Genomic DNA, 25835 nt, shown 5'->3' on the forward strand with positions numbered 1-25835 from the left:
TAAGGCCCTCGCCGCGGGCGCGACGCCCGCCGGCGAGCAGGACCACGGGTTCATGTACTCGAAGAGCTTCGACGACCCGGACGGCCACCACTGGGACTTCGTCTGGATGGACCCGGCTGCGGCGGCCGGCGGCGCGCCGGAGCTGACGCTCGAGGAGATGCGGGAGAACACGACGCACAGCTGAGCCGCGTCGGCCCCGGATCAGTCGACGGGCGCGGGAGGCGTCGTGCAGCGCTCGGACAGGTCGGAGTAGACGAGCCCGTCCGGCAGGTCGGCGCGGAACGCCCTCCGCGTCTCGTCGTCGTCGAGGACGGACCAGTGCACCTCGTCCTGCACCTCGGGCTCGAACTTGTCCCACTCGAACCAGTTGATCATCCTGATGTTCGGGAACCGCGTCGCGACGTCCTCCGAGAGGACCTGCCGCCACCACGCCTGCTTGATCGCGAGCTCCCCCGCGGGGTCGCCCCGAGGCACGACGAGCGCCGCCGTCTCCGGGATCGCGACGGGCTTCCCGTGCTCGACCCCGTACGTCTGATAGAAGTCCGGCGCCGCCGTCTCGTCGCCCGCCGCCCCGCTGTAGGTGCCGGTGAGCTGCGCGGCGAACTTGCCGGGCTCGGGCAGTTCGTTCTCGCCCCACGGATGCGCGGAGCCCCAGTGGTAGAGCGACATGCCCACCCAGTCGACGGCGTCGTCGCCCGGGTAGTACGGCGCGTAGGGGTCGTCGTCGAGGGTGAGGACTCCGTCGCCGGTCGTGTCGAGCAGCGCGAAGTCAGCGGTTCCCGGCTGCGCGGCGGAGGCGCCGCCCTCGAAGGGGTACCCCTCGGCGCTGTTCGGCGCCCACATCATCGCCGACCCCGGAGCATCCGCGTGCACCGCCGCCGCCACCCGCCGGAACGTCTCGACGTAGGCCGCCGGCTGCTGCCCCCACGCGTACCAGGAGCCGTTCATCTCGTGCGCGAACCGCACGATGACGGGCACGCCCCGCTCGTTCACCGCCGCGGTCAGGTCGGCGATGTCGGCAGCGACGTCGTCGGTCACCGCGGCGAGACCGCCGATCGACTCCAGGGTGAGCAGGAGCGTCCCGCCGTTCACCCGCAGCTGCTCGGCGGCCGCGTGCACCTCGTCGCGCTCCCCCGCGGTCAGCGGGAGGTCGGCGAAGGCCACCGCGACGGAGGGGCGCTCGCCCAGAGCGGCGCTGTACTCCTTCAGCGTCTCGGCTCCCCAGTCCAGGTTCACCCCGAACAGGGTGCCCTCGGTGGGCAGGATCTCGGCGGCGGGGCGGACGACGCACGACGCGATCGCCTCGGCGGACGAGCCCGAGCACCCGGCCAGCGCGGACACGGCCGCCGCGAGTGCGAGAGCGGAGAGGTGTCGGAAGCGGGGCACGGTTCACGCTAACCGCCCGCCCGATGCTCCCCGGGTGCCGCGCATCCCCTCCGTGGCACCCCCGTCAGCGGGTCACGGCAGGCCAGGAGGGCTCCTCGGGCGTTCGCCTCAGCGGCGGGATCGCGGATCGACGCACCCCGTTCGGGCGACGAGTGCCGGACCACGACAGGATGGGTCCTGCCTCCGCAGCACCGCGGCCGCTCGAGAGAGGAACCGACGTGGGACTGTTCTCCCGACGACGTCCGGCCGACCCGGATCCCGTTCCCGTGGTCGTCGATCCGGTGGCGGGCACCGCGCGCGTCGGCGCCGACGCCGTGCCGCTGTACCCGCTGGTGATGGACGACCGCGCCGCCGCGTCCCTGCGCGCTCGGTCCGACGGTCCTCTGCTCGGAGTGCACGACTCGGGACTGACCGTGGCGTACGTCCTCGAGCGCGAGGCGGCGTGGGAGTACGTCACCGCGGCGACGGCGGAGCGGCTCGGCCTCACCGAGGCGGCGGTCGCGGAGGAGTCGCTCGCCTGGCTCGCGCGGATCGCCCCGGTCGCGTCGGGCGGCGACGGGCGGTTCCGCCTCGAGATGCCGGAGGGCAGCGAGGACCTCGCGGCGTCCCAGATCCTGCGCGCGGACGTCGTGCACGCGCTCGTCGACGAGTTCGTGGCCGGCGACCCGGTGGTCGCGATCGGGCAGCGCGTCGCGATGCACCTCTGCGGGACGGACGACACCGAGGCGGTCGAGGGCCTGCGCGAGCTCGCCCGCGGCCTCTACGACTCCGGCGACGCCGCTCCGGTCAGCACCGCCCTCTACCGGCTCGGCGCCGACGGATCCGCCCGCCCCTGGTGACGCGGCCGTCGTGCCTTCCCGGGCGACCGCGTCGTGGGCCGGGTCACCGCAATCCCCTGCGCCGGCGGTCCGACGCGAGTAGAACGAGAGGATGCAGCGCATCTTCTACGCCGGCGACTCCGTCCTCACCGGGACCGACATCGCCCGGGCCGTCCTCGCCTACGCCCAGGCACTCGCGGGGAAGCAGTCGTCGGCGACGGTGGACATCCCCGTGCTGCTGTCGACCGGCGAGCGCGGCGTGGCCTCGATCCTGATCGGCCCCTCCAGCCAGCTCTTCTCCGAGACCCCCGAGGAGGACTCGGCGTCGGAGCTCACTGACGACGCCCTCGTGCAGCACCTCACCGAACTCGCCGGGGCTCTCGGAGTCGCGCGGCCCGTGGTCGAGTCGGCCGCCGACATCGCCGAGCAGCACCGAGACGACGTCGACCTCGACCTCGACTTCGACCCGCCGACGCGCGCTGCGGAGTGACGACCGCCCACTCTCGTCGCTAGCTTCTGCTTCTCCCGCGTCGCAAGCCCCGTGTACGCGCCTGCCCGCCGTGGTGACACTGAGGGAGTGCAGCAGCTGACCTCCACCTCGACGAGCATCCCGACCACCGACGTCGATACTCGCTCCCGGATGCGCGGCGTTCACCGCCCCGAAACTCAGGTCGACGAGTTCTGATGACGGCCGATCCCGCTGACGCCCCGATCCCCTCCGACGAGCCGTCGATCGTCTCGTCCGCCCTGTCGCGGCACGCGGCCGTCGTGCACCAGGCCGCCGGCTTCGTGGGCGCCGGCCTGCGGGTCTCCCCCGACGACGCGCTCGTGATCCTCGAGCGCGAGGCGCGGCGGCTCCGGATCGATGTCGCCGTCCTCGCCGCCGACATCGTCGAGCGGCGCCGCCCCCTCCCTGCTGAGGACTGACCGCCCTCGTCGCGGCGCCGCAGCGCCTAGCCTGACGACGTGGACGACGAACGACGAGCAGCGCTCGACCTGGACCGCGCGCGGTTCGGAGTCGGGGTCCTCGCCGTCGTCCACTTCGCCGTGGCGGTCGCCCTGGTGCCGTTCGCTCTCCTGGAGTTCGCGCTGGCGACCTACCCGACGGTGGACGAGTGGACCGACCTGTCCGTGCTGGCGCCGGCGGTCCAGTGGGTGCTCCTCGGCACCTGGCTTCCGGTCCTCGTCACGCCCGTCCTCGCCTTCGCGATGGTGCGTCGCTCCTCCGACCCGTGGCGGCGCTTCTGGATCGCGCCGGCTGTCGGCATCGCGGCGACGATCGCCCTGCACGTCCTGCCGTACCTCTTCTTCCCTGCGCCGCAGCCCGCGGTCGGCGGGTGACGGGGACCGGGGCGCCCCTCCCACCGCCGCTGTCGAGGCGTGCTGGATACGCTCGGACGCGAGCACCGCACCGACGCGAGACGAGGAGCCCCCGATGAGCACCAGCCCCGGTCCCCTGGACGTCGCCTTCACCGCGCCGATCGGCGTCACCGTGAAGGGCGACCTCTGGTCCTGCGTGGAGGTGCCCGGTTCGGTGGAGCTCTTCGGCACCGGCAAGGCGGTGAAGGTCCGCGCGACCGTCGACGGCGAGCCGGTGACGGCGGGTCTGCTGCCCACCGGCGCCGGCGGGCACATGCTCTCGATCAGCGCGAAGCTGCGGAAGGCGCTCGGCAAGGACCTGGGCGACGAGGTCGCCGTGCACCTTCTCGAACGCCTGACCTGACCGGCCGTTCGGAGCGACCCGGGGCCCGACCTCTCGAGGGTCGGCGTGTCGAGCACCGAGGGTCCCCCCTCGCCGTGCAGTCTCCAGTGCGTCGGCCGGATCCCTCCGGGTCCGGCCTCGGGGAGAGGGGTGACCGGATGCTCGTCCAGCACCGCGGAGACGGACCGACGGTCCACGCGACCGCCTGGGTCGCTCCGACCGCTGTCGTCATCGGGCGCGTCACGATCGGAGCAGGCGCTCGGATCCTGCACGGCGCCGTCCTCTCCGCGGAGGACGGCGAGGTCTCGATCGGTGAGGACACCGTCGTGATGGAGCACGCCCTGATCCGGGGTCGCGCCGACCACCCGGCGCACATCGGCGCGGCGGTGATGGTGGGCCCCCACGCTCACGTGAACGGCAGCGAGGTAGGCGACGAAGTGTTCCTCGCGACCGGCGCATCCCTGTTTCCGGGCAGCCGCATCGGCTCCGGAGCCGAGGTCCGGATCAACGCCGTCGTGCAGGTCAACACCGTTCTCGAACCGGGTGCGCTGGTCCCGATCGGCTGGGTCGCAGTCGGAACTCCCGCGGTCGTCCTCCCTCCGGACCGCCACGACGAGATCTGGGCGATCCAACGGGATCTCGACTTCCCGGGGACGGTCTACGGGGTCGGACGCGAAGTCTCCCTGCGGGAACTGATGCGTCGTCAGTCCGAGTTCTACGGCGCTCACGTGGACGACCGGGAGATCGAGTCCTGAGCGGTCTCCTCGGCTGCTGGAGTGCCTGACCTGACGCGGCCGGGCCGCTCACGGTCGGGGCCTCCTCCCCGCGGGCGACGCCGGATCCCGACCCACCTGTCACGATCGCTGCATGCCGACGAGCACCGCACACACCCCATCAGCGACCGGACTCCGCCGCTCCGGAGGCGCCGCGGCACTGGTCCTCCTCGCTGCAACGCTCGGCGGCTGCGCGCTCCTCGGCAACGAGTACTCCCGCCAGCAGATCGACGTCGAGGAGTTCGCCGACGACCGCTGGACGGAGTGGGAGCCCCTGAGCGGACTCGAGGTCGTGAGCGAGGACGTCTGCTCAGACCTGGATGGATGCCTCCAGGCGGTCGCATCCGAGGATCTGGTGGTCCTGAAGTTCGACTCCGCGTCCTCGGCCCGCGAGTACATCGACGGAGCGGGCGGGTCCGTCCATCAGATCGACCCCCTGGTCGTCGACTTCCGCGGCACCGGCCTCTCGACGGCTGACCAGGACGCGGTCCTCAGCACCCTTTCGAACATCAACGCGGACAGCCCCGACTGATCACCTCCCGCCGCGACGGGTCGCCGAGCGCGGCGGCCGAGGGCCGGATCCCGGGGAGGTGCTCATGCTGCTCCGACAGGCGCGGCCCCCCGCCGAGACGGTCATAGTTGCTCCATGGACGACGCGGTGGACACCCTCCTCAGCGGCCCCCGGGGCCGGCGACTCTGCCTGGAGGTCGCTATGAGAGCGGATCCGGCGGTGAGGACGGCCGCGTTCCTCGCCTCTCTCGCCTTCGACCAGGGGACCAGCGGCCGGTTCACCGCCTCCGACGGCGACCCGGGTGAGCCGGAGGCCCCCGATCCCGGACCGGAGGAGGTCGCCGCCGCGATCGAGGCGCTTCCCGGTGGGGCCGTCCCCGACGACGTCCTCCGCGAGGGGCTCTGCGCGAGTGTCGACTCCGCCTGGTACTGGCAGGAGCCGGATGGGCAGGACGTGCTCGCATCGCTGCCGGTGGTCCGCGCGGCACTCGTCCGGGTCGCCGAGCACGTGCTGGCCTCACCGGTCGCAGCGGAGTGGACACGGCCCCGCGGGTCGGAGCAGTGGGCGGTCGACTGGCGCCCCGACTCCGGGCGGCCCCTGCCCGTCGGCGCCGCGGTACTCCTGGAGGAGTGGGCGACGGATCGACGCGCCGACGAGGAACTGGAGCGGCCCACCGACCCGCGGGCCAGCTTGTCCGGCACCTGGTGGTCCCTCCCCCTCCGTTTGCTGCAGACGCAGTCGCGGATCGAGGATCTGCTCGAGCTGGTCGAGGACTCCGCGGGGCTCGACGCGGCCACCGTGATCCCGGTGGTCGGCGGCGGACGCACCCTCGAGATCGGCTCCGCGGACGACTGGGCCGAGCTGTGCCGCGCCCACCCCGCCGAGGTCACCGCCTCCCGCCGGCACGACTGGTACCGCGTCACCGGATGGGAGGGACGCTGGCTGATCCCCGACTGGCAGCGCGTCGCGGCCGACTGGGACGCCGTGCACCTCACGACCCTCGGCTACCTCTCCGCCGCGACGCGCCTGATCCCCGTCGGCGACGACTACGGCTCGGTGATCGCCGGCTGGGCGCCCGACAGCACGCTCCGGCTCACCGACAGCGCGCAGGAGGCGGACGCTGCGCGCCAGCAGTGGCTGCGCCCGATGGGCGAGGACCGCTGGCAGAGGGTCTGAGGGCGGCTTCGGAGAAACCGTCGCGCTTCTTGACCCCATGCTTGCATTTTGCAAGCATGGCTCGCATGAGCCTCTTCATCACCTGCCCGGTCGACAGCGTCGAGCGCGCGACCGCCTTCTACACCGCACTCGGCTGGACCCTCAACACCGACATGTCCGACCACAACGTGTCGTGCTTCGCGATCGCGCCCGAGCAGTACGTGATGCTCGGCAGCCGCGAGATGTACGCGGGCGTCGGCGGCACCGAGGACCTGATCGGCGGGCCCGGCACACCCTCGAAGGTCACGGTGTCGTTCGACCTCCCCAGCCGCGAGGCGGTCGACGAGCTGGTCGAGCGCGCCGCCGCCGCGGGCGGGCGGGTCGGCGACACCGACGACTACCCCTTCATGTACCAGCGCCAGTTCGACGACGTCGACGGCTACCACTACTCGCCGTTCTGGATGAAGCCGGACGTCGATCCGGCGGAGTGAGCGATCTCTCCGCGGCTCTCGAGGTCGTCGGCGCCCGGTGGGCCCTGCTGATCGTGGAGCGGCTGCTCGACGGGCCGCAGCGCTACGGCGACCTGCAGCGCGACCTCGGCGTGCCGACGAACATCCTGGCGACCCGCCTGCGCGAGCTGGAGGCGGCGGGCGTGCTGACCCGGCTGCCCCTCCGCCACAACACCCGCGCCTACGCGCTGACCGACCGCGGGCTCGCCCTGCGCGAGCCGATCGTCGCGCTCGGACGGTGGGGCGCCGACCAGAACGGAGACGCGACATGACCGCACTTCCCGCGATCGGCGCCCCCGCCACCCGAGCGCTCGCGGCCGTCGGCATCCGCACGCTCGAGGACCTCCGCGGACGCGATCTCACTGAGTTGGCGGCACTGCACGGAGTGGGACCCAAGGCGATCCGCCTGCTCACCGAGGCGTGCGCGTCGTCGAGCGCCGACGTCGTCGCGTCCTACTCCGCTCGAGCCGACGAGTACGCCGAGCTCTTCGGGTCGATGTCCTCCGTGCACCCCTCCGACGAACGACTCGTCTCGTCGTGGGCGCGGAGCGTCGAGGGACGTCTGCTCGACGCGGGATGCGGCCCCGGGCAGTGGACGGCTCATCTCGCGGGGATGGGCCTGGACGTCAGCGGTGTCGACGGAGCGCCGGTCTTCGTCGAGCTCGCTCGGCGGGCCCATCCGGACGTGCCCTTCGCCGTCGGCGACCTCGACGCCCTGGAGGAAGGGGAGGACAGCCTGGGCGGCGTGCTGGCCTGGTACTCGCTGATCCACCACCGCCCGAGCGCCCTCCCGCGCGCGCTGGCCGAGTTCGCGCGCGTCCTCCGGCCGGGCGGGACGCTCCTCGTGGGGTTCTTCACCGGCTCCGGAGTGGAGCCGTTCGACCACGCGATCACCACGGCGTACCGATGGCCACCGGAGGCACTCGCGGACGAGCTGCGCGCCGCCGGCTTCGAGATCCTCGAGACGCACACCCGCACGGTGCAGGCGCCGGGGCCCCGTCCCCACGGGGCGGTCCTCGCGCGGAGGAGCTCCGGCGCGAGTGCCCGCCCCCCGGAGACGACCTCGTCCGCCTCCTCCGAACCTGGCTGAATGTGCGTGGCGCGTGACCGCGAGGGCGTCTCTCGGGAGAGCCGCCCGCGTTAGCGTCGGCTCATGATCGTGAGAGTGTCCGAAGCAGAGGTCCGCGAGGGCCGCGAGGCGGAGTTCCTGGCGCTGCTCAGCGCCTTAGTCGCCGATTTCCCCGCCCGATTCGAGGGGCTCGTCCGCCACGAGATCCTCGTCGATCAGCGTGACGGGCGGCGCGTGCAGTACACGAGCACCTGGGCTGATGAGGAAGCGCTGGTGGACTACGCCGGCACCGACTGGCGGACGAGTCCGGTCACGTTCCCGGGCGAGGACGAGCTGCTCGTCCGCCCGCTGACCCTGAGGCACTTCGACGTTCATCCGCTGCTCTGAGCGGCCGGCGCTGCGCGCGTGGACCGGCCGGAGTGGCCAAGCGGATTCGACAGCAACGGTCCTGCGACAGGATGCGACCGACCGCGACTCAGGACGCCGGGCGCACCATCCGGATCTCCCTGATGCCGTCCTCGGTCTTGACCACCCCGGTGGGGGCGAAGCCGTTCTTGCGGTAGAACGCCTGCGCCCGCGGAACGGGGTCCCCGACCCACAGCGCTGCGGGCTCGCCGCGCTCGATCACCGCGTTCAGAAGCGCCTCGCCCACTCCGGTCCCGTGCTGCTCCTTCGCGACGTAGAGGACGTTCAGATGCCACGTCCACTGCTCCCCCTCGACCGGATTCGACATGGCGATGCCGACGACGGCGCCGTCGCATTCGGAGACGGCGACCCGGATGCCGGCCCAGCGCGCGTCCGTCAGAGCAGACGTCCAGAACCGTTTCCGTGATGCGAGGAGGTCCGGCGCATCGAGGACCTCGTCGGACACCAGGGTCCCGCGATAGGTGTCGCGCCACGACTCGACGTGCACCGATGCCATCGCTTCCGCGTCGGCGGGCCTAGCCGGTCGGATCGAGAAGTCGCGTTCCATGCGCCCACGCTACTCAGCGAGCAGGCGCCGGATGCCGCTCGAGGACCGCACCGACCCCGGCACAGCACCGCCCCCGGCCCCCGCGACGAGCGGGAGACGGGGGCGGCGCCATGGATGCGGATCAGTGCTTGCCCGGCACCTTCCTCGTGACGATCACGTCGAAGCTGCTCGTGCGGGTGTTGCCGGCCGCGTCCTTCGCCGTGCAGGTCACGGTGGTGGTGCCGATCGAGAAGCGGCTGCCGCTGGGCGGGCTGCAGACCAGGCGGACCGCTCCATCGCGCGTGTCGATCGCCGAGGGCGGCGTGTACGACAGCTTCACTCCGGACGCGCCGTTCGAGACGGCGTGCACGTCCGGCACGTCGGCGATGCGCGGAGCGAGCACGTCGGCCGGGCGGGCGGGCAGCTTCGTCGGGTCGACGATCCCCCAGTAGGCCGGCGCGACCTGCAGGTCGTCGTCGAACGGCAGCGGCTGCTCCCACGGGCGGGCCATCGGCCACGTCCGCAGCCAGGTGCGGGCGTTGCTGATGCCCCAGAAGGTGACCGACTCGATGGAGGAGTCGTGCTCGCGGAGCATCGCGAACAGGTCGCGGTAGTAGTAGCCCACCTCGGCCGCCGCGTCCTCGTCGTTCGCGAACGCCGGGCTGTACGGGTCGACCGGGGCGCCGCTGACGTCGGCGCCCTGGTTCTCGGTCGACGCGTTCACGTCGAGCTCGGTGATCGCCTGCAGGAGCGTGGGATCCAGCTTCTCGACCGCCTCGATCGAGTCCTCGAGCCACTGCACCGGCCGGGCGACGTCCACGTGGGCCTGGTGGCCCACTCCGTCGATCGGCACCCCGCGGGCCTGCAGGGCCGCGATGAGCTCCACGTAGTCCGCGCGCTTCTCGGGCATCTCGGTGTTGTAGTCGTTGATGAACAGCTCGGCGTCCGGGAAGTACTGGTCGGCGAGACGGAAGGCCTCGTCGACGAACCCCTCGCCCAGAACCTGGAACCAGCGGCTGTCGCGCATGTCGTGCGGATTCGCGGTGTCGCCGTCCGCGATGACCTCGTTCACGACGTCCCACGCCCAGATCGGGCTGTCGCCGTCGGGGTAGCGGGCGTCGAGGTGCGCGGCGATGCCCGCGATGTGCGCCCGCATCCGGGACTTCAGCAGCGCCTGGTCGGCGGGGCTGCTCGTCAGCGGCCGGTCACCGTCGAGGAAGAACCACGCCGGGGTCTGCGAGTGCCAGGCCAGCACGTGCCCGTACACCTCGATGCCCTCGGCGTCGGCGAAGTCGAGCAGCTGGTCGAGCTGAGTGAAGGCGAACTGCCCCTCGGCGGGCTGCACGCTCTCGGGCTTGCCCGCGTTTTCGGGCGTGAAGGCGTTGTAGTGCTTGCGGAGGAGGTCCGCGGCGGTGCCGACGGTCTCGCGGGCGTCGATGGCGACTCCCACGTGCTCGATCCCGGCGGCGCCCAGCACGTCCTTCAGTGCGGGCACGTCGCTCTGGATCGGCTTCTCGACGATCGGCTCGAGGACGACGTCGTCGAGCAGGAAGTCGACGCCCACCGGGCCCTCGACGTAGATCTGCACCCGGTCGGCCGCCGCCGCGAGGGTGTAGGTGCCGCTCAGGAGGACCCAGCCGTCGGCCGTGACCTGCGCGCCGGCTCCGGCGACGCCCTCGTAGGCGCTGCCGCCTCCGTTGTCGCGCTGCACCGAGATCTTCAGCCCCGCGGGCGACTCGCCCGGAGCGAGCTTCGCCCAGGCCGAGACGCCGACGGCCGTCCCGACGGGCAGTCCCTCGGTGACGTCGAGCGTCGCGCCGTGCCACGGCTGCGTGCGGTTCGTGACGAGCAGCGCACCGGATCCGGTCCGCGCGTCGGTGCTCGCCGCGACCTGCACGCCGTCGCCGCGCGCCGCCCAGCCGTCGAGCCCGCCCTCGAAGTCGGAGGAGACGCCCGGCTGCACGGCAGCCGTCGCACCCCCCTGGGGCAGCACGAACTCCCAACCCTCGGCGGCCTTCTCGTTGACCACGGTCGTGACCGCCTTCACCGTGCTGCTGCGGTCGCCTCCGCCGTCGTGGGCGAGGACGATCGCGCCCGGCGTGAAGGCGGCGCGGAGGTTCGCGGTCAGCGTCGCCTCGCTGAGGTCGTTGCCGTCCCAGTCCGAGATGGTCGAGCCCAGCCCGAGCGGCTGCATCCCGAGGGCCGCGGCCACCGCGCCGGTGGCGCCCCAGCTGCCGTTGGGGGCGCGGAAGTACGGCACGGCGAGCGCCGGGTCGCCGACGGCCTCGCGGAGGATGCGGAGGTTGGCCTTGAGGTCGGTCTCGACCTGCGCCTGCGTCCACGAGCCCATGTCGGCGTAGGAGGTCCCGTGGTTGCAGAGGGTGTGGCCCTCGGCCACGATCCGCCGCAGCAGCTCCGCTCCGCCCGCCTGCTGGACGTTCTGCCCGATGATGCAGAAGGTGGCGCGGATTCCCTGCGCCTTCAGCAGGTCGAGGATCGCGGCGGTCTCGCCCGGGTTCGGGCCGTCGTCGAAGGTGAGCGCCACCCGGTTCCCGGTGCCGCGGGCGGCGGTGACCGGCGTCGTCGTGGCGGCGGTCGCTCCTCCGGGCACGAACGAGGCGTCGGGGGTGGGCTGCCAGGTGACGGGCGCGGGAGCCGCGGTGCCGGTGATCACGATGTCGTCCAGGAGGTAGTCGTAGGGGCCGGCGAGCGCGCTCGTGCCGAGGTAGGCGCGGAGCGTCGCGGGGTCGGCGCCGGCGGGAGCCGAGAAGGTGCCGCTCACGGTGGTCCACGCGTCGGCGGTCACGGTCGTGTTCCCCACCCAGGAGTAGGTCGGCTCGACGACGAAGCGCGCGGAGGCCGTGGTGCCGGCGGGAGCGGCGAGCCGCACCTGGGCCGACATCGTGTAGGAGCCGCCGGGCTGCAGCAGGTTCGCCGGCGTCTTCACTCCGTCGTAGTCGTTCGCACGGCCCTGCACGAGCAGCGCGCGGTCGCCGCCCTCGGCGACCACCGACAGCGTCGGTCCGCCGTTCTGCACGAGCGGGTCGTAGGCGCCGTCCTCGAAGTCCTCCTGCAGGAGGACCGCGGGCGCGGTCTCGGCCGCCTGGGCCGACGGCAGGACGAGGGCGCCGGTGAGCAGGCCGAACGCGGTGGCGCCGGCGAGCAGGCCGCGGTGGTGCCGGGCGGAGGGGGCCGCGGTCAGTCGGCAGGGGGTGGCCGGAGTGATCCGGTCGTCGTCCCGGATGGGATCGTTCTTCATCGAACAGCACCTCTCGAAAGTTTCGACCTCAGTGTCGAAATCTGTTGGTGACTGGACGGTAACCGACCCCCTTCGGAGGGGTCAATTGTTTTCGAAACAGTTTGTTGCTCGTCACAACGAACAGCGGCGGTGCGCCGGAGAGTCGCGGGTCAGATCCGCGCGGTCGAGCCGCGCACGACGAGCGTCGTCGCCAGATCCATCCGCAGCTGCGACGCTCCACCGTCGCGCAGGCGCAGGACGAGACGGGTCGCCTCCTCGCCCATCAGGCGCAGCGGCTGGTGCACCGTCGTGAGCGGCGGCGACGTCCACTCCGCGATCGGCAGGTCGTCGTACCCCACCAGGGAGAGGTCCTCCGGCACGCGGAGTCCCCGCATCCGCGCCGCCTCGAGGACGCCGAGGGCCTGCAGATCGGAGCCGGCGAACAGGGCCGTGGGCGGATTCGGGCCCGACAGGAGCTCGAGCGCGTGGTCGCGCCCTCCGGGCACGTGGAAATCGCCGAAGCGGAGGAGCGACTCGTCGACCGAGACCCCCGCGGAGCCCATCGCGGAACGGAACCCGTCGAGCCGCGCGCGGGAGCACATCATGTCCGGCGGACCGGTGATCACCCCGATCCGCGTGTGCCCGAGGTCGAGCAGGTGCCGCGTCGCGAGCACTCCGCCCATCCAGTTCGCCGACCCGACCGACGGCACGTCGGGGGCGGGATCGCCGGAGGGATCGATGATCGCGAAGGGGACACCGGCGGCGCGCAGACGCCGCTTCTGCTCCTCCGGAAGCCCCGACAGGACGAGCACCACGCCCGCCGGCCGCCGCGCGAGGACGCCGGTCACCCACTCCGGACCGGGCGAGCGGTGGTCGCCGCTCAGCGTCAGCACCACGCTCATGCCGTGCTCGCGGGCGACCGCCTCGACCCCCTGGATGATCTGCGTCGACCACGCGCTCTCGATCTCGTGGAAGACGAGCTCGAGGTACGTCGACCGCGATCCCTCGCCGCGGCGTCGGTAGTCGTGCGCGTCCAGCAGCGCCTCGACCCTGCTGCGCGTGCCGGGCGCGACGTCGGACCGGCCGTTCAGCACCTTCGAGACCGTCGAGATCGACACTCCCGCCTCGTCGGCGACCCGGGCGAGCCGGGCGCGCGACGGGGCGACGGGTGTCTCCTCCACGGTGCACCTCTCATCCGGGGGCCGCTGGTCGAGGGACGACGTGCGGCCGGAGGGACGTGCGGCGCGCGCGTCCTCCCCGATCCTACGAGCGGGACCGTGGTCAGCCGACCGCCGCTGCGCCGGGCTCGGCGGTGCAGCGGGAGTCTGTTTCGTGCCCACTCGCCAGGAATCCCCAGCGCCCCTTCGACACGAAACGGGGTCGCCGAGCTCCTCAGCTCCCGGATCGAGTCCACTCGTCGCGGGCTGCGGATCCGAGACGACGCGAACCGGGCCTTCACGTCTCCGCAGGCCCCGGTCAGCGCCCACTCGCCGGAGGACGGAGCCGACGCCTGACACCGCCCGTAGCGGAGGGACGGATCAGCGGGCCCCTCCGCGCGCGAACGCCTCGAGGGCGTCGCCGGCGAGGCGGTACCCCAGCCACTCCGTCTTCGGCATCGCGCCGATGCCGTCGTAGACGCGGATCGCGGGGGTGTTCCACCGCAGCACGCTCCACTCGAACCGGCCGCAGTCGTTCTCGAGGGCGAGGTTCGCGAGGCGCCGGAGGATCGCCGTCCCGGCGCCGGCGCCGCGGTGCTCGGGAGAGACGTAGAGGTCCTCGAGGTAGAGGCCGTTGCGGCCCTGCCAGGTGGAGTAGTTGAAGAAGTAGACGGCGAAGCCGATCGGGACGCCGTCGGCGAGGCAGATCAGGGCGTGCGCGGTCGACGCATCGCCGAAGAGGGTCGCCTCGATCGACTGCTCGGTCGCGACGACTTCGCTCTCGGACTCCTCGAACACGGCGAGCTCGCGGACGAACCGGAGGATCGTGGCGGCGTCGGACTTCCGCGCGGGTCGGATCTCGAGGTCGGGCACGTCGGGGCTCCTCTCGGGCGGGGCGCCGGCGCGCTCGCGGTTCTCGGACCCTAGCGGACGGCCGCGGCGGTCTCCGCGCTGCAGCTCCGGCTCACTCCCCGAACCGCGTCTCCTTGTACGGCGCACCCGAGCGGTCGTAGGTCGTCCACACTCCGACCTGCCTCCCGTGGTCGAGCGTGCCGCTGCGCAGCAGCGTGCCGTCGAGCCGGAACCACTCCCAGTACCCGTGCATCTCCCCGTCGAGCATGCCGCCGCGCCCGCGGAGGCTGCCGTCGCGGTGCAGGATCTCCGTCGCCTCGCTCACGCGCTCTCCTCCGCTCCCGCTCGCGCCACCGGAGGGAGTGCCACGAGCGGATCGGGCCGGTGCACCCCGCGCATGCGGTAGCCGAGCGCGTCGGACGCCTGCACCAGGTCGGCCAGCAGCCAGACGATCCCGAGCCACATCTCGGTCCCCTGCAGCCCGGGCACGCCGTCCGCGCCGTCGGACCGCGGTGCGAACGCGATGCCCCGACCGGGGACCCACTGGCCGAGCGCCTGCTCGAGCGCGCCGCGCGCCCACTCCGCGATCTCGGCGCGGCGATGCGGGGTCTGCTGCGAGGCGAGCCGGAGCGGATGCGCGATGTCGAGCACGGTGCACGCCGTCCAGCCCGCGGGGGTGGAGAGGTACGGGTCCGCGGCGTGCAGCAGCACGGTGTCGATCGTCGCGACCGGGTACGGCAGCGGCACTCCGAACTGCGCGAACAGCCCGCGGGTCAGCCGGTAGAAGCCGTTCACCGCCTGCAGCCGCGGCGACTCGGCGTCGGGCAGCACGCTCCCCCACAGGCCCGTCCGCGGGTCCGCGCGCGCGACCGCCCAGCCGAGCAGGGTGGCGAGCGGCCCGGCTCCCCCGTCGTCGAAGGCGTCGGAGTGGTCGAGCACGTTCGCGGCGCACGCCGTCGCGAGCGCGTCGACCGCGGCACCGGAGCCCCAGGCGCCGGCGGCCCAGTCGCGGGCATCGAGGGCCGCCATCAGGTCCGCCGCAGCGAGCCCGTGCACGGCGTGGATCGGATGGGGCGTCCGTCCGCCGAGCAGCCGCACCGCGGAGCCGACGCTGAGCACGTGGTAGCTCGCCGGCCCGTCGAACGCCGAGAGCGGCTCCTCCGAGAGCGGATCCGACGCTGTTCGCATCCGCTCGAGACCGGCGTCCGAGAGGTCGCCGTCGGCGACCAGCCCCGTCGCGGGATCCTGCCGCGCCGTCAGCCGTCGGATCAGGTCCGCGGCGTCGAACCCGGGCGGGGGCGCGTCGAGCAGCAGATCGGCGAGCTCGACGGCGTCGGCCCAGGGGCGGACGGTCGGCGCCGCCGCTGTGCCGGGTCGGTCGACGAAGCGGCCGTCCTCGAAGCACCGCGCCAGCACCGCCGGGATCTCGGCCCGAGCGGTGTCCCCGAAGCGTCGGAGCGCCTCCCGCAGCTCGGCGTCGCGAGCCGGCGCCCGCCGGTCGCGGAGGACGCGCGCGGGATTGCCCGCCACCACCGCGTGATCCGGGACGCTCTTCGTCACCACGGAGCCGGCGCCGATGACGACGTGGTCGCCGATGACCACTCCGTCGAGGATCGTCGCCTGGGAGCCGATCCAGACGTCGTCGCCGAGCACGATCCCCCTGCTCGAGAGGCCCTGGGTGAAGACCGGGGCGTCCGGCTCCATCAGGTGGTTGAAGCCCAGGATCGACGTGTGGGCACCGATGCGGACGCCGTCGCCCATCCGCACGTCGCCGCGGACCACGGCGAACGGATTGACGGAGCAGTCGGCTCCGATCGTCACGTCGCCGGTGACGTACGCGTGCGCGGCGATGTAGCTGCGGTCGCCGATCGACAGCCGATCGCAGAAGACGGCGGCACTCGCCGCGACGAACACCCGGTCGCCGATCGCGGCTCCCGCCAGCTCGCCCAGCCGCTCGGCCTGCGCTGCCCCTTCGGCGGAGTCGGGGTCGTACTCCCACGGGAGGAAATCGACTCGGCGGACTCCGTCGGCACTCATGCGCCCACCCTTCCACGGAACCCGACGGGCCGCGAGGGAACCCCGAACCGTCGAGACGTCCCGGTGCAACGGGCTGTCTCGACGGTCCGGGGTTCCCTCACCGGCGGGACGACGGAGGGGGTGCCGCTCCCGGTCGCCCGGCAGCAGCACCCCCTCCCACGCCCTACTTCAGGGTGCGCTTGACGATGTTGTTCCCCGGAGTCGGGTCCGACACCACCGACCAGGCCTTGGCCTCGACGGTGGTCGACGCGGGCCGGTTCGCGAGCGTGACCGTGTAGACGACGCTCTTCCCGGTCGTGACACTCGGGGTCTTCCAGGTGAGCACCGTGGTGCCCGCCACCGACCCGGCCGTCCGGACGGCGCCCGGAGCCGACGCCACCGACCCGGTGACGACGACGCGGGTCGTGGTGGCCGCCGCGTCACGCGTGCCGACGTTCTTCACCGTGACCTTCACCGACAGCGGAGCCGTCGCCGACAGGCCCGACGCCGGCGCGACCGCCACGGTCAGGTCCGCGCGGGTGAACAGCTTCATCTGCAGCGTCTGCTTCACCGCCGGCGCCGCCGACCAGACGGAGTCACCGGCCTGCGCAGCCGTGACCGTGCAGGAGGACGTGCCCGTCAGCGTCACCGTCGCGGTGCCCGGCCCGGTCGACGCCAGCGTGCAGCTGCCCGAGGCGCTGAGCGCCACCGGCAGACCGGAGGAGGCGGTCGCCGCCACCGGATACGCGATGCCCCGATCGGGCGAGGTCGGCATCGTCGTCGTGAACGCGATCGTCTGCGCCTTCTTCACCACCTTCACCGGGGCGGCCACCGCGACCGACTGCGTCACCCGCGGCGCGGCCTCGTAGGACGCGTCCCCGGCCTGAGAGGCCGTGATCTTGCAGGTACCGGCCTTGAGGAACTTCACCGTCCCGCCCGTCACGGAGCAGACCGTCGGGGTCGTCGTCCCCAGCACCACCGGGGCGGAGGATCCGCCCGCGGCCACCGTCGGCACGTACACGGCGCCTCCGGCCGTCGCCGCCGGAGCGGCCGAGGTGAACGCCACGGTCTGCGCAAGCCTCCCCGCGATCTCGAACGTGCGCACCGCCTGAGCGGCACCGTGACGGGCGTCGCCCGCCTGGTCCACCGTCAGCGTGCAGGTGCCCGTGGAGTCGTAGGACACGACTCCGGACGCCGTCGAGCACGCGCCCGACGCGGTGAGCACGGGATCCGCGCTCGAGGGTCCCCGCACGATCGCCGGGGTGGACGAGCCGCCCACCCGCGCGTCCGTGGGAGCCGTGCCTCCGAAGGACACGGTGCCCGCCGTCAGACCGACCGCGATGGTCTGGGACACCCGAGGAGCGGCCTCGCGGGTGTCGTCACCGGCCTGATCGGCGGTCACCGTGCAGGTGCCGGACCCGGAGAACGTCACGACACCGTCCTCGATCGAGCAGGAGCCGTCGGTGCCGAGCACCACGGGCTCGCTCGACGATCCACCGGTCGCCGTCGGCGTGTAGGTGCCGCCCGCGACCGCCGCAGCGGGAGCCTCGGACGTGAAGGCCACCGTCTGAACGGCCTTCCCGACCTCGAACGCCCGGACGATCTGATCCGCCGGACCGTGCTCCGCATCGCCCGGCTGATCGAGGGTCAGCGTGCAGGTGCCCACGGCGTCGTAGGACACGATGCCCGAGTCGACCGAGCAGGCTCCCGACGCGACGAGGACCGGCGCAGCGCTGGACGGTCCGCGCACGATCACCGGGGTGAACGACCCGCCGAAGCGGGCGTCCGTCGGAGCGACGCCGTCGAAGGCGACGGTCCCCTCCGAGACGCTGATCTCGACGCTCTGCGACACCTGCGCAGCGGCCGCGTAGCGAGCGTCGCCCGCCCGATCCGCGGTGATCGTGCAGGTGCCCGCACCGGTGAAGGTCACGACTCCGTCGGCGACCGCGCACGACCCGGTCGCACCGAGCACCACGGGAGCGCTCGACGCGCCACCCGCGACGGTCGGCCGATACGTGCCGCCCACGAGGGGCGACTCTGGAACATCCGAGGTGAACGTCAGCGTCTGCGCCAGAGCGGCGACCTCGAAGGTGCGCGTGGCTTCAGGGGCAGCGCCGTGCAGCGCGTCACCCGCCTGGTTCAGCGTCAGCGTGCAGGTGCCCGCCGTGTCGTAGGAGACGACGCCCGCCGCCACCGAGCACGCGCCCGACGCCGTCAGCACCGGACGGGCACTCGACGGCCCGGTCACGATCCTCGGAGTGCTGGAGCCGCCGACCTTGGCGCCCACGGGAGCGGTGCCGCCGAACGCGACCGTGCCCGCGGTGAGCCCCACCGCGATCGTCTGCGATACCTGGGGCGCCGCCGAGTAGCCGACGCCACCGGCCTGGTCCGCGGTCACGGTGCAGGTGCCGGACCCGGTGAAGGTCACGACTCCGCTCGCGATCGAGCAGGACCCGGTCGCGCCGAGCTGCACCGGCCGACCGGAGGCGCCACCCGTCGCCGTGGGGCGGTAGGTGCCGCCCGCGAGCGCCGAGGCCGGCGCCTGCGAGGTGAACGCCACGACCTGGGCGGTCGTCGTGATCTCGAACGACCGGACGACCTCCGGAGCCGCACCGTGACGGGCGTCGCCCGCCTGGTTGAGCGCGAGCGTGCAGGTGCCCGCCGCGTCGTAGGACACGAGCCGGAAGGGTCCGACCGAGCAGGCACCGGACGCCGTCAGCACCGGAGGGGCGCTGGACGGCCCGGCGACGACCGCGACGGTCGTCGATCCGCCGACCCGGGCCTCCGCCGGAGCGTCGCCGCCGAACGCGACGGTGCCCGCCACGAGACCGACCGCGACGCGCTGCGACACCTGCGGAGCCGCCGAGTACCGGTCGTCACCCGCCTGGTCCGCCGTGATCGTGCAGGTCCCCGCGCCGGTGAAGGTCACGAGCCCGTCCGCGATCGCGCACGACCCGGTCGCTCCGATCACGACGGCACTGCCGGAGGCGCGGCCGTCAGCGGTCGGCCGGTAGGTGGCGTCGACGAGCGCCGTGGCCGGAGCGGTCGAGGTGAACGCGACGGTCTGCGGGAGCTTCGCGATCTCGAAGGTCTGCACGGCCCGCGCGGTTCCGTAGGTGTCGTCGCGGTAGTGCGTGGCGACGACGGTGCAGGTGCCCGCGGAGTCGTACGACACCACGCCGTTCTCGCCCAGCGAGCAGGCGCCCGAGGCCGCGAGCAGCGCCGGCCCGGTGGACGGGCCCCGGACGAGCACCGGCGTGACGGATCCTCCGACCGCCGCCCCCGTGGGGACGGGACTCGAGATCCCGACCGAGCCCGGCGCGTAGCCGACCTCGATCGACTGGGTGTCCGGCCGCGCGTTCTCGTACTGCTCGGTGCCGTTCTGGTAGGCGGCGACCAGGCAGATCCCCTTCTTCGAGAACGTGACGACGCCGTCCTTCACGGAGCACTCGACGCTGGTGATGATCCACGGGGTCGTGCCGGAGGCGCCCGCGGCGATGGCGGGCGTGTAGGTGCCTCCGACCGCCGCGTTCACCGGCGGCGTCGTGGTGATCCGCACGGTCTGCTCGAGCTTGACGACGGAGATGTCCGCCTCGGCACGGCGCGCAGGCCAGTACCCGTCACCGGGCTGGTCGAGTGCCATCCGGCAGAGCCCCGCCTTGTCGTTGCGGACGGTCGTCCCGTCGGCCATCAGCGAGCACGCGCCGCTCGCCGACAGCACGGGCACCCCCGACGAGGGACCGGGGACGATCACCGGCGTGTACGTCTCGAGCACCTTCGCGATGCGCGGCGGCTCGCCGCCGAACCGGAGGTTGCCCTCCGGCGTTCCGACGGTGATGACCTGCCGCGCCTGCGGAGCAGCGCTGTGCCGCTCGTCGCCGCGCTGGTCCACCTTCACCGTGCAGTACCCGTCGCCGAAGAACGTCACTGTCGAGTACTCGATCGTGCAGTTGCCGTTCTCGATGATCGAGATCTCCAGCGGGTTGCCCGATCCTCCGCCGGTCGCCTGCACGGTGTAGGTGTCGTCGGTGAAGACGCGTGCCGGAGGGGTCGAGGTGAACGTGATCGCCTGCGGGATCCGGTCGAGCAGGATGAAGCGCACGAGGGAGTCCGGGGCTTCGTAGACGTCGTCGCCCGCGACATCGAACTGCACTGCGCAGGTGTTGCCCTCGGTGTAGGTCAGGATCTGCCGGCCCTGCCCGTCGGGTGCGACCGTGCAGCCGAAGAAGGTGCTGATCGCCACCGGCAGTCCCGAGCTCGCCGTCGCGGACACGACGTCCGTCGTGCCGAGCACTCCCCGGGCGGGGAGGGTGGGGGTGATGGTCTGCGCCGCCTTGGCGACGGTGAGGTCGAAGGACTCAGCGTCGGAGGCGTAGAGCTCGTTCCCCGCCTGCTCCGCCGTCACCGTGCACGTGCCGGAGCGGGTGAAGGTCACGACGCCGTCCGCCACCGAGCAGGCACCGGTCGCTCCGATCACGACGGGGAGCCCGGAGGCGCCGCCCGTCGTGGACGGCGTGAAGCTGCCGAGCGCGACCGGCCTCGCGGGGCGCGGCGAGGTGAACGCGACGATCTGCTCGATCTTCTTCACGGTGACGGTGAAGGCGGCCGTTCCGGTGTTGCCGACGGCATCGACGGCGGAGCAGGTCACCGTGGTGTCGCCGATGGGGAACACGGTTCCGGAGGCGGGAGCGCAGGTGCCGTCGACGGGGCCGTCGACCGCGTCGCGCACCGGGGCGGCGTAGGTGACGACGGCGCCGGACACGCTCGTCGGCTCGGCGACGACGGTCGCCGGCACGGCCACGACCGGACCGGTGCGGTCGGCGAGCGAGAAGGTGCCCGGCACGGAGGTGATGCTGTAGTCCGCGCCCGCGTCGCCTCCCGCGCAGGTGGTCGCGTAAGTGCCGACGGGGGTCTCGGCATCGATCACGACGACGCCGTCCTCACCCGAGAACACGCCCCTCGGCTCGGTGGTGAAGCGGTCGGAGCCGAGGAACCCGGTGGTGGTGCAGGTGATCGCCGGAGCCGTCGCGACGCCGTGCGCGCCGGTCTCGGGGCTCGATGCGGTCACCGTCAGCACCGCCGGAGTCACGGTGAGGGTGCCGTCGACGTAGGCGATGGGTCCGGTCGGGTTCGTGAGACCGGAGCAGTGCGTCGTGTAGCGCCCGGCCGGAGTCGTGCTCGAGAGGGCGAGGGGGGAGGCGAACGCGGTGTCGGTCGTCGCGTACGCGCTGCACGAGAGCGTGCCGACGAGGCCGGCGCCGACGGCGGCCGTGATCTCGGGAGCAGCGGAGCCGTACGAGACGGTCGGCGACGCGGCGGTGACCTTCACCGGGACGGGGAGCGGGGCGACGATGCGCAACGCGCCGTCCTTGTACCCGGCGATCGTGTAGTTGGCGTCGACGGTCCCTCCGTAGCACCGGGTGGTGAAGTACGAGTAGGTGCCCGTCAGGCTCGCCCAGTTCGGCGTCGGCCGGTAGATGATGTCCGTCGCGGTGACGATCTGGCGGTACACGCCGTGCGTGGGCGGAGTGACCCAGGTGTCGGACCCGAGGAAGGGCGCCGTGCAGCCGAAGGCCGGTGCCGGCGAACCGCGCGGATGGTCGAAGGACTTCGCGGTCACGGTGAGGGCCTTGGGCTTCGCGGTGAAGCTCTGCAGCGCTTCGGCGGGGTACCCGTTGGGCGTCATCGGATCGACTTTCGCCCCGATCGTGCAGAGCCCGGCCGCGGTCACGGTGACGGTCGAGCCGCTCACCGTGCACGACTCGGCCGTCTTGCTGCTGAAGACGATCGAGCGCGCGGGCTGGGTGACCGCCTGCGCGTAGCCGCTGATGTCGAACGTGTCTCCGTACGTCTTCGGCGGCAGCGTCGACAGATCGAAGCGGGCTCCCATCACCGTCACCGTCACCTGGTTGCTGGTCGTCTGACCGCCGCAGGTGGTGGCCTTCACGCGGTACAGGACCGTCTCGGGCCGGGTGTGCGGCGGGACGACGAGCCGGGTGTAGGCGCTCTCGACCGTCGCCTCGCCCTCGGCGACCTGCCAGGTCGCTCCGCCGTCGCGGGAGGACTCCCACGACATCACGGGGATGCTGCCGTAGACCGAGGACGTGACCCACCAGGCGTCGAGGGTGTGCTGCCGGCCGGTCACGATCACGTCGTCGATGGGCTGCTGCCGGAAGACCGGTGCCGGAGCGCACGCGCGGACCTCGTGCCGCAGGACGGGCTCCCCCGACCAGCTCCCGCGGGTCGCCATCTCCCAGCTGAACGCAGCGGGATAGGTCGCCCGGACGTCGTTCCAGCCCTGCGGAAGGTCGCGGGTGCGCAGCACGGCCTCACCGTTCGCGCCGACCGGCACCTTCGTGACGCCGGCAGCCGTCGAGAACTCGACGGTCCCCCCGGCCGGCACGGGTCGGCCGAGACTCGGCACGGTGACCCGGGCGGTGATGACGACCTCCTGGCCCGCGGTCGACCACGTCGGCGTCGTCGTGACGGTGGTCGCGGTGTCGTACACCGGCGCGATCACCGGATCGGGGTACGTCGGGCCGACGCTCTGCGAGACCTTGGTGACACTCGGGTGCACGTAGCTCGACCCGCCGCCGCCGGCTCCCGGGTGGTTCGCCGGGCTCAGCCCGTCACCCGCGGTGTAGGACGAGCCTCCACCGCCGCCGTACCACCAGCCGCCGCCTCCGCCGCCGCCGCTGAGATTGAAAGCGCCGCAGTTGTAGGCGCCGTCGCCGATGACCTTGCCGACGTCGCCGCCCTTGCCGTCGTTCAGGAAGACGCCCCACTGACCGGCGTTCCCCTTGCTGCAGGTGTTGAACGTGGCGTAGCCCGCCGCGCCGGGATTGCCGCCGGAGGTCGCACCGCCGCCGCCACCGCCACCTCCGTCGACCTCCCGGTTCGTGCCACCGTTCGCACCGGGCTTGGCACCGCTGCCGGCGTCGGCGTCGCCGCCCCGCGCGGTGGACCCTCCGCCGCCGCCGCCGGCGCCCGCGACGGCGAGGCCGTGCTGGCAGCCGTCGGACCCGACGGTCGAGAGGTACTGCGCATCGCCGCCGATGCCACCGCGACCGTCCAGGCTGGTGTCGGACCAGCCGGCCTTCCCCGCAGGGGCTCCCTTCAGGCGCCCGATCTGCAGGACCTGCCCCGGAGTGACGGTCACGTCCACGACGAGCGTCGAGCCGCTCCCGCCCTTCGACCCGGGTTGTGCGATGCCGTTGCCCCAGCCCCTGACATCACTGCCGTTCTGACCGCTCAGGATCGCGCGCACCGTGGTGACGCCCGCCGGCACCGTGTAGTCGAGGGCTCTCTCGACCTTCGGCGAGGTGAAGCACGCCGTGGTGAAGACCGGAGCGGCCGACGCGGTCGGCGCCACCACGACGCTCAGCCCGATGCCGGCGACGAGGACCGCCCCGGCGACGAGGGACGAGAGGAAGGACTGACGACGCATGCGCTGGTGCTCCTGGCGGCTGCTGCCGGGAGCCGATGCCCGCGGTCGCCTCAGGCTAGGAGCGCTCGAGCGGCAGGGGAACGCGGAGCCTACACGCTCGCCCTTGTCGGGGGGTATCCCTGGACCTGTTGTCCGCGATCTCTCGGATAAGCCGGCTTCTCGGCCGCGCAGTCGGGTCCTCCGGCCCGGGGCGACGACGGAGGGGTGCCCCGGTAGATTGGCCGCGAGATGACAGCCGATCCCGATTCGCGCCAGTGGCGGAGGCCGTCGGTGACGGCCGATCAGCGCCGGGCCGACGCCGCGACCGCCGCCGCCCTGTTCGGCGCCTCGATCCTCTCGCTGGTGCTCGGGCGCGCGATCGGGATGTACCCGGACGGCGCCGAGCCGGCGCTGAGCATCGGCCTCCTCGCCCTCGTGATCCTGCCGCTCGCCTTCCGCCGCAGTGCCCCGGTGCCCGTCCTCGCCGTCACCTCGGTGGCGTTCCTCCTGGTCGGCGAGCTGCGCGTGCCCGAGCTCACCATCAGCAACATCGCCCTCTTCATGGCGATGTACAGCGTCGGCGCCTGGGAGCCGAGGCGGGCGCGGGCCGACTGGACGCGCGGCGTGCTGGTGATCGTCATGGCCGTGTGGCTGCTCGTGACGTTCTTCCGCGCGAGCACGCAGGACCTCGAGTTCGAGGGCGCGGGCATCGGCGCGCTCACCCCGGTCGCCGCGTACCTGCTCCAGCAGATCCTGATCAACATCCTCTACTTCGCCGGGGCCTGGTGGTTCGGGAACCACGCCTGGGCCTCGGCGCGCCAGCGGGCCCTGACCGACCTCCGCACCCGGCAGCTCGAGGACGAGCAGGCGAAGGTCGCGCGGCAGGCCATCACGATCGAGCGGCTCCGCATCGCGCGGGAGCTGCACGACGCGGTGGCCCACCACGTCTCGCTGATGGGCGTCCAGGCGGCGGCGGCGCGGACCCTGCTCGACTCCGATCCCGGCCGGGCCCGCGGCCAGCTCGAGGCCCTCGAGGGCACGTCGCGCGCGGCGGTCGGCGAGCTGTACCAGCTGCTCGGCACGCTCCGCGACGAGGAGTCGGTGCTCGACCCGGTCACCGCGTCGCTCGGCCTCGACTCCCTCCCCGCACTGATCGCCGACGCCGAGGCCGCCGGGCTGCGGGTGACGCTCGAGCAGGTCGGCGAGCCGTTCGGCGTGCCGCCGTTGGTCGGGCTCAACCTCTACCGCATCGCCCAGGAGTCGCTGACGAACGTGCTCAAGCACGCTGGGCCGGGCACGCGGGCGCGGGTGCACGTGCGCTACGGCGGGTCCGCCGTCGAGCTCGAGGTCGCCGACGACGGACTCGGCCGCCCCGGCCCCCGGCAGCGCAACGGAGGTCTGGGACTCGTCGGCATGCGCGAGCGCGCGGCCACGCTGGACGGCGTGCTCGAGGCGGGGCCGCGCGCCGGCTCCGGCTGGGTCGTCCGCGTCGCGGTCCCCCTGGGGGTGGCGGCATGAGCGACGTCCGCGTCGTCCTCGTCGACGATCACGCTCTGATGCGTCAGGGCATCAGCACGATCCTCTCGGTGCAGCCCGGCATCGACGTCGTCGGCGAGGCCTCCAGCGGCGAGGAGGCCCTGGAGCTCGTCGCGCGGATCCGCCCCGACGTGGTGTGCATGGACGTCGAGATGCCGGGCATCGGCGGGATCGAGGCGACCAGACGGCTGCTCGCCGATCCGGAGTCGCCGGTGCGCGTGCTCATGCTCACCACCTTCGACCGCGAGGACTACCTGCTCGAGGCGCTCGACGCCGGGGCGAGCGGGTTCCTGCTCAAGAACTCCCCTCCGGAGCACCTCGTCTACGGGGTGCGGGCGATCGCTGCCGGGGAGGCGCTGCTCGCGCCCGAGCTGACCCGCGCGGTCATCGAGCGCGCGGTGGCCGCCGACCGGGTGCGGACCCCCGCGCCGAGCGGCGCAGAGCCCGACCAGCTGACCCCGCGCGAGGTCGAGGTGCTGCGGCTGATGGCGCAGGGGCTCTCGAACGACGAGATCGCCGACCTGCTCGGAGTCGGCCGCGCCACCGTGAAGACCCACGTGTCGAACGTGCTGACGAAGCTGGCGCTGCGCGACCGGGTGCAGGCGGTCGTCTACGCCTACCGGTCCGGCCTCGTCGGCTGACCCCTTCCTCCGTCTCGAGGCGGAGACACCGGTTCACCCCCGGGCCGGAAGCGCTCGACGCGGCCCGCTCCTAGCGTGGAGGTGTCAACGGATC

General features: G+C 72.8%; 23 protein-coding genes. 15 read left to right on the plus strand and 8 right to left on the minus strand.

Translation table 11 applies throughout. From position 1 onward, the window contains the following. A partial coding sequence (locus tag ASF46_RS18855; RefSeq protein ID WP_416351493.1) for a VOC family protein occupies window positions 1–184 on the plus strand: 184 nt, incomplete at its 5' end. Window positions 185–201: 17 nt separating this feature from the next. On the opposite strand, the gene ASF46_RS13170 is transcribed toward ASF46_RS18855, so the two are convergent. After that, complete coding sequence (locus ASF46_RS13170; RefSeq protein WP_082485485.1) at window positions 202–1386, minus strand: glycoside hydrolase family 26 protein; 1185 nt, start codon at window positions 1384–1386, stop codon at window positions 202–204. Window positions 1387–1604: 218 nt separating this feature from the next. Between ASF46_RS13170 and ASF46_RS13175 the strand changes: the two genes are divergently transcribed. The 12 genes from ASF46_RS13175 to ASF46_RS13230 all read left to right on the plus strand — a co-directional run bounded on the left by ASF46_RS13175 (window position 1605) and on the right by ASF46_RS13230 (window position 8310). Continuing rightward, the gene (locus tag ASF46_RS13175) at window positions 1605–2225 is read left to right on the plus strand and encodes a hypothetical protein (RefSeq protein ID WP_056868002.1); all 621 of its coding nucleotides are present in this window, start codon (window positions 1605–1607) and stop codon (window positions 2223–2225) included. A 91-nt stretch (window positions 2226–2316) separates the two neighbouring features. Further along, a complete protein-coding gene (locus ASF46_RS13180) occupies window positions 2317–2694 on the plus strand; it encodes a hypothetical protein (protein ID WP_056868003.1) in 378 nt (125 codons plus the stop codon). Between the two features lie 194 nt (window positions 2695–2888). Then, window positions 2889–3131 carry a hypothetical protein gene (locus ASF46_RS13185; RefSeq protein ID WP_056868004.1) on the plus strand — a complete coding sequence of 81 codons (243 nt, stop codon included), beginning with the start codon at window positions 2889–2891 and terminating at the stop codon, window positions 3129–3131. 39 nt (window positions 3132–3170) lie between these two features. Next, window positions 3171–3545, plus strand: coding sequence for a hypothetical protein (locus tag ASF46_RS13190; RefSeq protein ID WP_056868005.1), 375 nt, complete (start codon window positions 3171–3173; stop codon window positions 3543–3545). A gap of 94 nt (window positions 3546–3639) precedes the next feature. Beyond that, the gene (locus tag ASF46_RS13195; protein ID WP_056868006.1) at window positions 3640–3927 is read left to right on the plus strand and encodes a DUF1905 domain-containing protein; all 288 of its coding nucleotides are present in this window, start codon (window positions 3640–3642) and stop codon (window positions 3925–3927) included. Between the two features lie 137 nt (window positions 3928–4064). Beyond that, window positions 4065–4661 carry a gamma carbonic anhydrase family protein gene (locus ASF46_RS13200; RefSeq protein WP_056868007.1) on the plus strand — a complete coding sequence of 199 codons (597 nt, stop codon included), beginning with the start codon at window positions 4065–4067 and terminating at the stop codon, window positions 4659–4661. A 112-nt stretch (window positions 4662–4773) separates the two neighbouring features. Further along, window positions 4774–5211 (plus strand): hypothetical protein, encoded by a 438-nt coding sequence (locus ASF46_RS13205; protein WP_056868008.1) that lies wholly within the window; start codon window positions 4774–4776, stop codon window positions 5209–5211. A gap of 114 nt (window positions 5212–5325) precedes the next feature. Next, on the plus strand, window positions 5326–6366 hold the full coding sequence (locus ASF46_RS13210) for a hypothetical protein (protein WP_056868009.1): 1041 nt from the start codon (window positions 5326–5328) through the stop codon (window positions 6364–6366). A gap of 65 nt (window positions 6367–6431) precedes the next feature. Continuing rightward, window positions 6432–6836 carry a VOC family protein gene (locus ASF46_RS13215; RefSeq protein ID WP_056868010.1) on the plus strand — a complete coding sequence of 135 codons (405 nt, stop codon included), beginning with the start codon at window positions 6432–6434 and terminating at the stop codon, window positions 6834–6836. Beyond that, the gene (locus ASF46_RS13220; RefSeq protein ID WP_056868011.1) at window positions 6833–7126 is read left to right on the plus strand and encodes a winged helix-turn-helix transcriptional regulator; all 294 of its coding nucleotides are present in this window, start codon (window positions 6833–6835) and stop codon (window positions 7124–7126) included. The genes ASF46_RS13215 and ASF46_RS13220 overlap by 4 nt, the downstream gene beginning before the upstream one ends. Then, window positions 7123–7944: a methyltransferase domain-containing protein gene (locus ASF46_RS13225; RefSeq protein ID WP_082485486.1), complete on the plus strand. Its 822-nt coding sequence runs from the start codon at window positions 7123–7125 to the stop codon at window positions 7942–7944. Before ASF46_RS13220 ends, ASF46_RS13225 begins: the two co-directional genes overlap by 4 nt. 63 nt (window positions 7945–8007) lie before the next feature. Beyond that, a complete protein-coding gene (locus ASF46_RS13230) occupies window positions 8008–8310 on the plus strand; it encodes a putative quinol monooxygenase (protein ID WP_056868012.1) in 303 nt (100 codons plus the stop codon). An 88-nt stretch (window positions 8311–8398) separates the two neighbouring features. Here ASF46_RS13230 and ASF46_RS13235 read toward each other — a convergent pair whose 3' ends face one another. The 7 genes from ASF46_RS13235 to ASF46_RS13265 all read right to left on the minus strand — a co-directional run bounded on the left by ASF46_RS13235 (window position 8399) and on the right by ASF46_RS13265 (window position 23585). Continuing rightward, a complete protein-coding gene (locus tag ASF46_RS13235) occupies window positions 8399–8845 on the minus strand; it encodes a GNAT family N-acetyltransferase (RefSeq protein ID WP_082485487.1) in 447 nt (148 codons plus the stop codon). A gap of 172 nt (window positions 8846–9017) precedes the next feature. Then, window positions 9018–12134: an endo-1,4-beta-xylanase gene (locus tag ASF46_RS18860; RefSeq protein WP_082485488.1), complete on the minus strand. Its 3117-nt coding sequence runs from the start codon at window positions 12132–12134 to the stop codon at window positions 9018–9020. A 149-nt stretch (window positions 12135–12283) separates the two neighbouring features. Continuing rightward, window positions 12284–13294, minus strand: a complete 1011-nt coding sequence (locus tag ASF46_RS13245) for a LacI family DNA-binding transcriptional regulator (protein WP_056868014.1) — start codon at window positions 13292–13294, stop codon at window positions 12284–12286. A gap of 357 nt (window positions 13295–13651) precedes the next feature. Further along, window positions 13652–14143 carry a GNAT family N-acetyltransferase gene (locus ASF46_RS13250; protein WP_056868015.1) on the minus strand — a complete coding sequence of 164 codons (492 nt, stop codon included), beginning with the start codon at window positions 14141–14143 and terminating at the stop codon, window positions 13652–13654. Between the two features lie 91 nt (window positions 14144–14234). After that, a complete protein-coding gene (locus tag ASF46_RS13255; protein ID WP_056868016.1) occupies window positions 14235–14447 on the minus strand; it encodes a toxin-antitoxin system YwqK family antitoxin in 213 nt (70 codons plus the stop codon). Next, on the minus strand, window positions 14444–16159 hold the full coding sequence (locus ASF46_RS19890; protein WP_056868017.1) for an acyltransferase: 1716 nt from the start codon (window positions 16157–16159) through the stop codon (window positions 14444–14446). The genes ASF46_RS13255 and ASF46_RS19890 overlap by 4 nt, the downstream gene beginning before the upstream one ends. 163 nt (window positions 16160–16322) lie before the next feature. Then, window positions 16323–23585, minus strand: a complete 7263-nt coding sequence (locus ASF46_RS13265) for an MBG domain-containing protein (protein ID WP_056868018.1) — start codon at window positions 23583–23585, stop codon at window positions 16323–16325. Between the two features lie 228 nt (window positions 23586–23813). Here ASF46_RS13265 and ASF46_RS13270 point away from each other — a divergent pair, with 228 nt between their 5' ends. Both ASF46_RS13270 and ASF46_RS13275 read left to right on the plus strand, forming a co-directional pair. Continuing rightward, window positions 23814–25082, plus strand: coding sequence for a sensor histidine kinase (locus ASF46_RS13270; protein WP_056868019.1), 1269 nt, complete (start codon window positions 23814–23816; stop codon window positions 25080–25082). Further along, complete coding sequence (locus tag ASF46_RS13275) at window positions 25079–25741, plus strand: response regulator (protein WP_056868020.1); 663 nt, start codon at window positions 25079–25081, stop codon at window positions 25739–25741. The genes ASF46_RS13270 and ASF46_RS13275 overlap by 4 nt, the downstream gene beginning before the upstream one ends. Window positions 25742–25835: the final 94 nt, after the last annotated feature.

The sequence above is a fragment of the Rathayibacter sp. Leaf296 genome, assembly GCF_001423045.1.
In the GTDB taxonomy this organism is placed as follows: domain Bacteria; phylum Actinomycetota; class Actinomycetes; order Actinomycetales; family Microbacteriaceae; genus Rathayibacter; species Rathayibacter caricis.

Bases quoted from the DNA above. Each gene is read 5' to 3' on its own strand.
- ASF46_RS19890 (WP_056868017.1), bottom strand. From the start codon at position 16,159: ATGAGTGCCGACGGAGTCCGCCGAGTCGATTTCCTCCCGTGGGAGTAC.
- ASF46_RS13265 (WP_056868018.1), bottom strand. From the start codon at position 23,585: ATGCGTCGTCAGTCCTTCCTCTCGTCCCTCGTCGCCGGGGCGGTCCTC.
- ASF46_RS13180 (WP_056868003.1), top strand. From the start codon at position 2,317: ATGCAGCGCATCTTCTACGCCGGCGACTCCGTCCTCACCGGGACCGAC.
- ASF46_RS13270 (WP_056868019.1), top strand. From the start codon at position 23,814: ATGACAGCCGATCCCGATTCGCGCCAGTGGCGGAGGCCGTCGGTGACG.
- ASF46_RS13195 (WP_056868006.1), top strand. From the start codon at position 3,640: ATGAGCACCAGCCCCGGTCCCCTGGACGTCGCCTTCACCGCGCCGATC.
- ASF46_RS13225 (WP_082485486.1), top strand. From the start codon at position 7,123: ATGACCGCACTTCCCGCGATCGGCGCCCCCGCCACCCGAGCGCTCGCG.
- ASF46_RS18860 (WP_082485488.1), bottom strand. From the start codon at position 12,134: ATGAAGAACGATCCCATCCGGGACGACGACCGGATCACTCCGGCCACC.
- ASF46_RS13275 (WP_056868020.1), top strand. From the start codon at position 25,079: ATGAGCGACGTCCGCGTCGTCCTCGTCGACGATCACGCTCTGATGCGT.
- ASF46_RS13210 (WP_056868009.1), top strand. From the start codon at position 5,326: ATGGACGACGCGGTGGACACCCTCCTCAGCGGCCCCCGGGGCCGGCGA.
- ASF46_RS13215 (WP_056868010.1), top strand. From the start codon at position 6,432: ATGAGCCTCTTCATCACCTGCCCGGTCGACAGCGTCGAGCGCGCGACC.
- ASF46_RS13205 (WP_056868008.1), top strand. From the start codon at position 4,774: ATGCCGACGAGCACCGCACACACCCCATCAGCGACCGGACTCCGCCGC.
- ASF46_RS13230 (WP_056868012.1), top strand. From the start codon at position 8,008: ATGATCGTGAGAGTGTCCGAAGCAGAGGTCCGCGAGGGCCGCGAGGCG.
- ASF46_RS13200 (WP_056868007.1), top strand. From the start codon at position 4,065: ATGCTCGTCCAGCACCGCGGAGACGGACCGACGGTCCACGCGACCGCC.
- ASF46_RS13185 (WP_056868004.1), top strand. From the start codon at position 2,889: ATGACGGCCGATCCCGCTGACGCCCCGATCCCCTCCGACGAGCCGTCG.
- ASF46_RS13235 (WP_082485487.1), bottom strand. From the start codon at position 8,845: ATGGCATCGGTGCACGTCGAGTCGTGGCGCGACACCTATCGCGGGACC.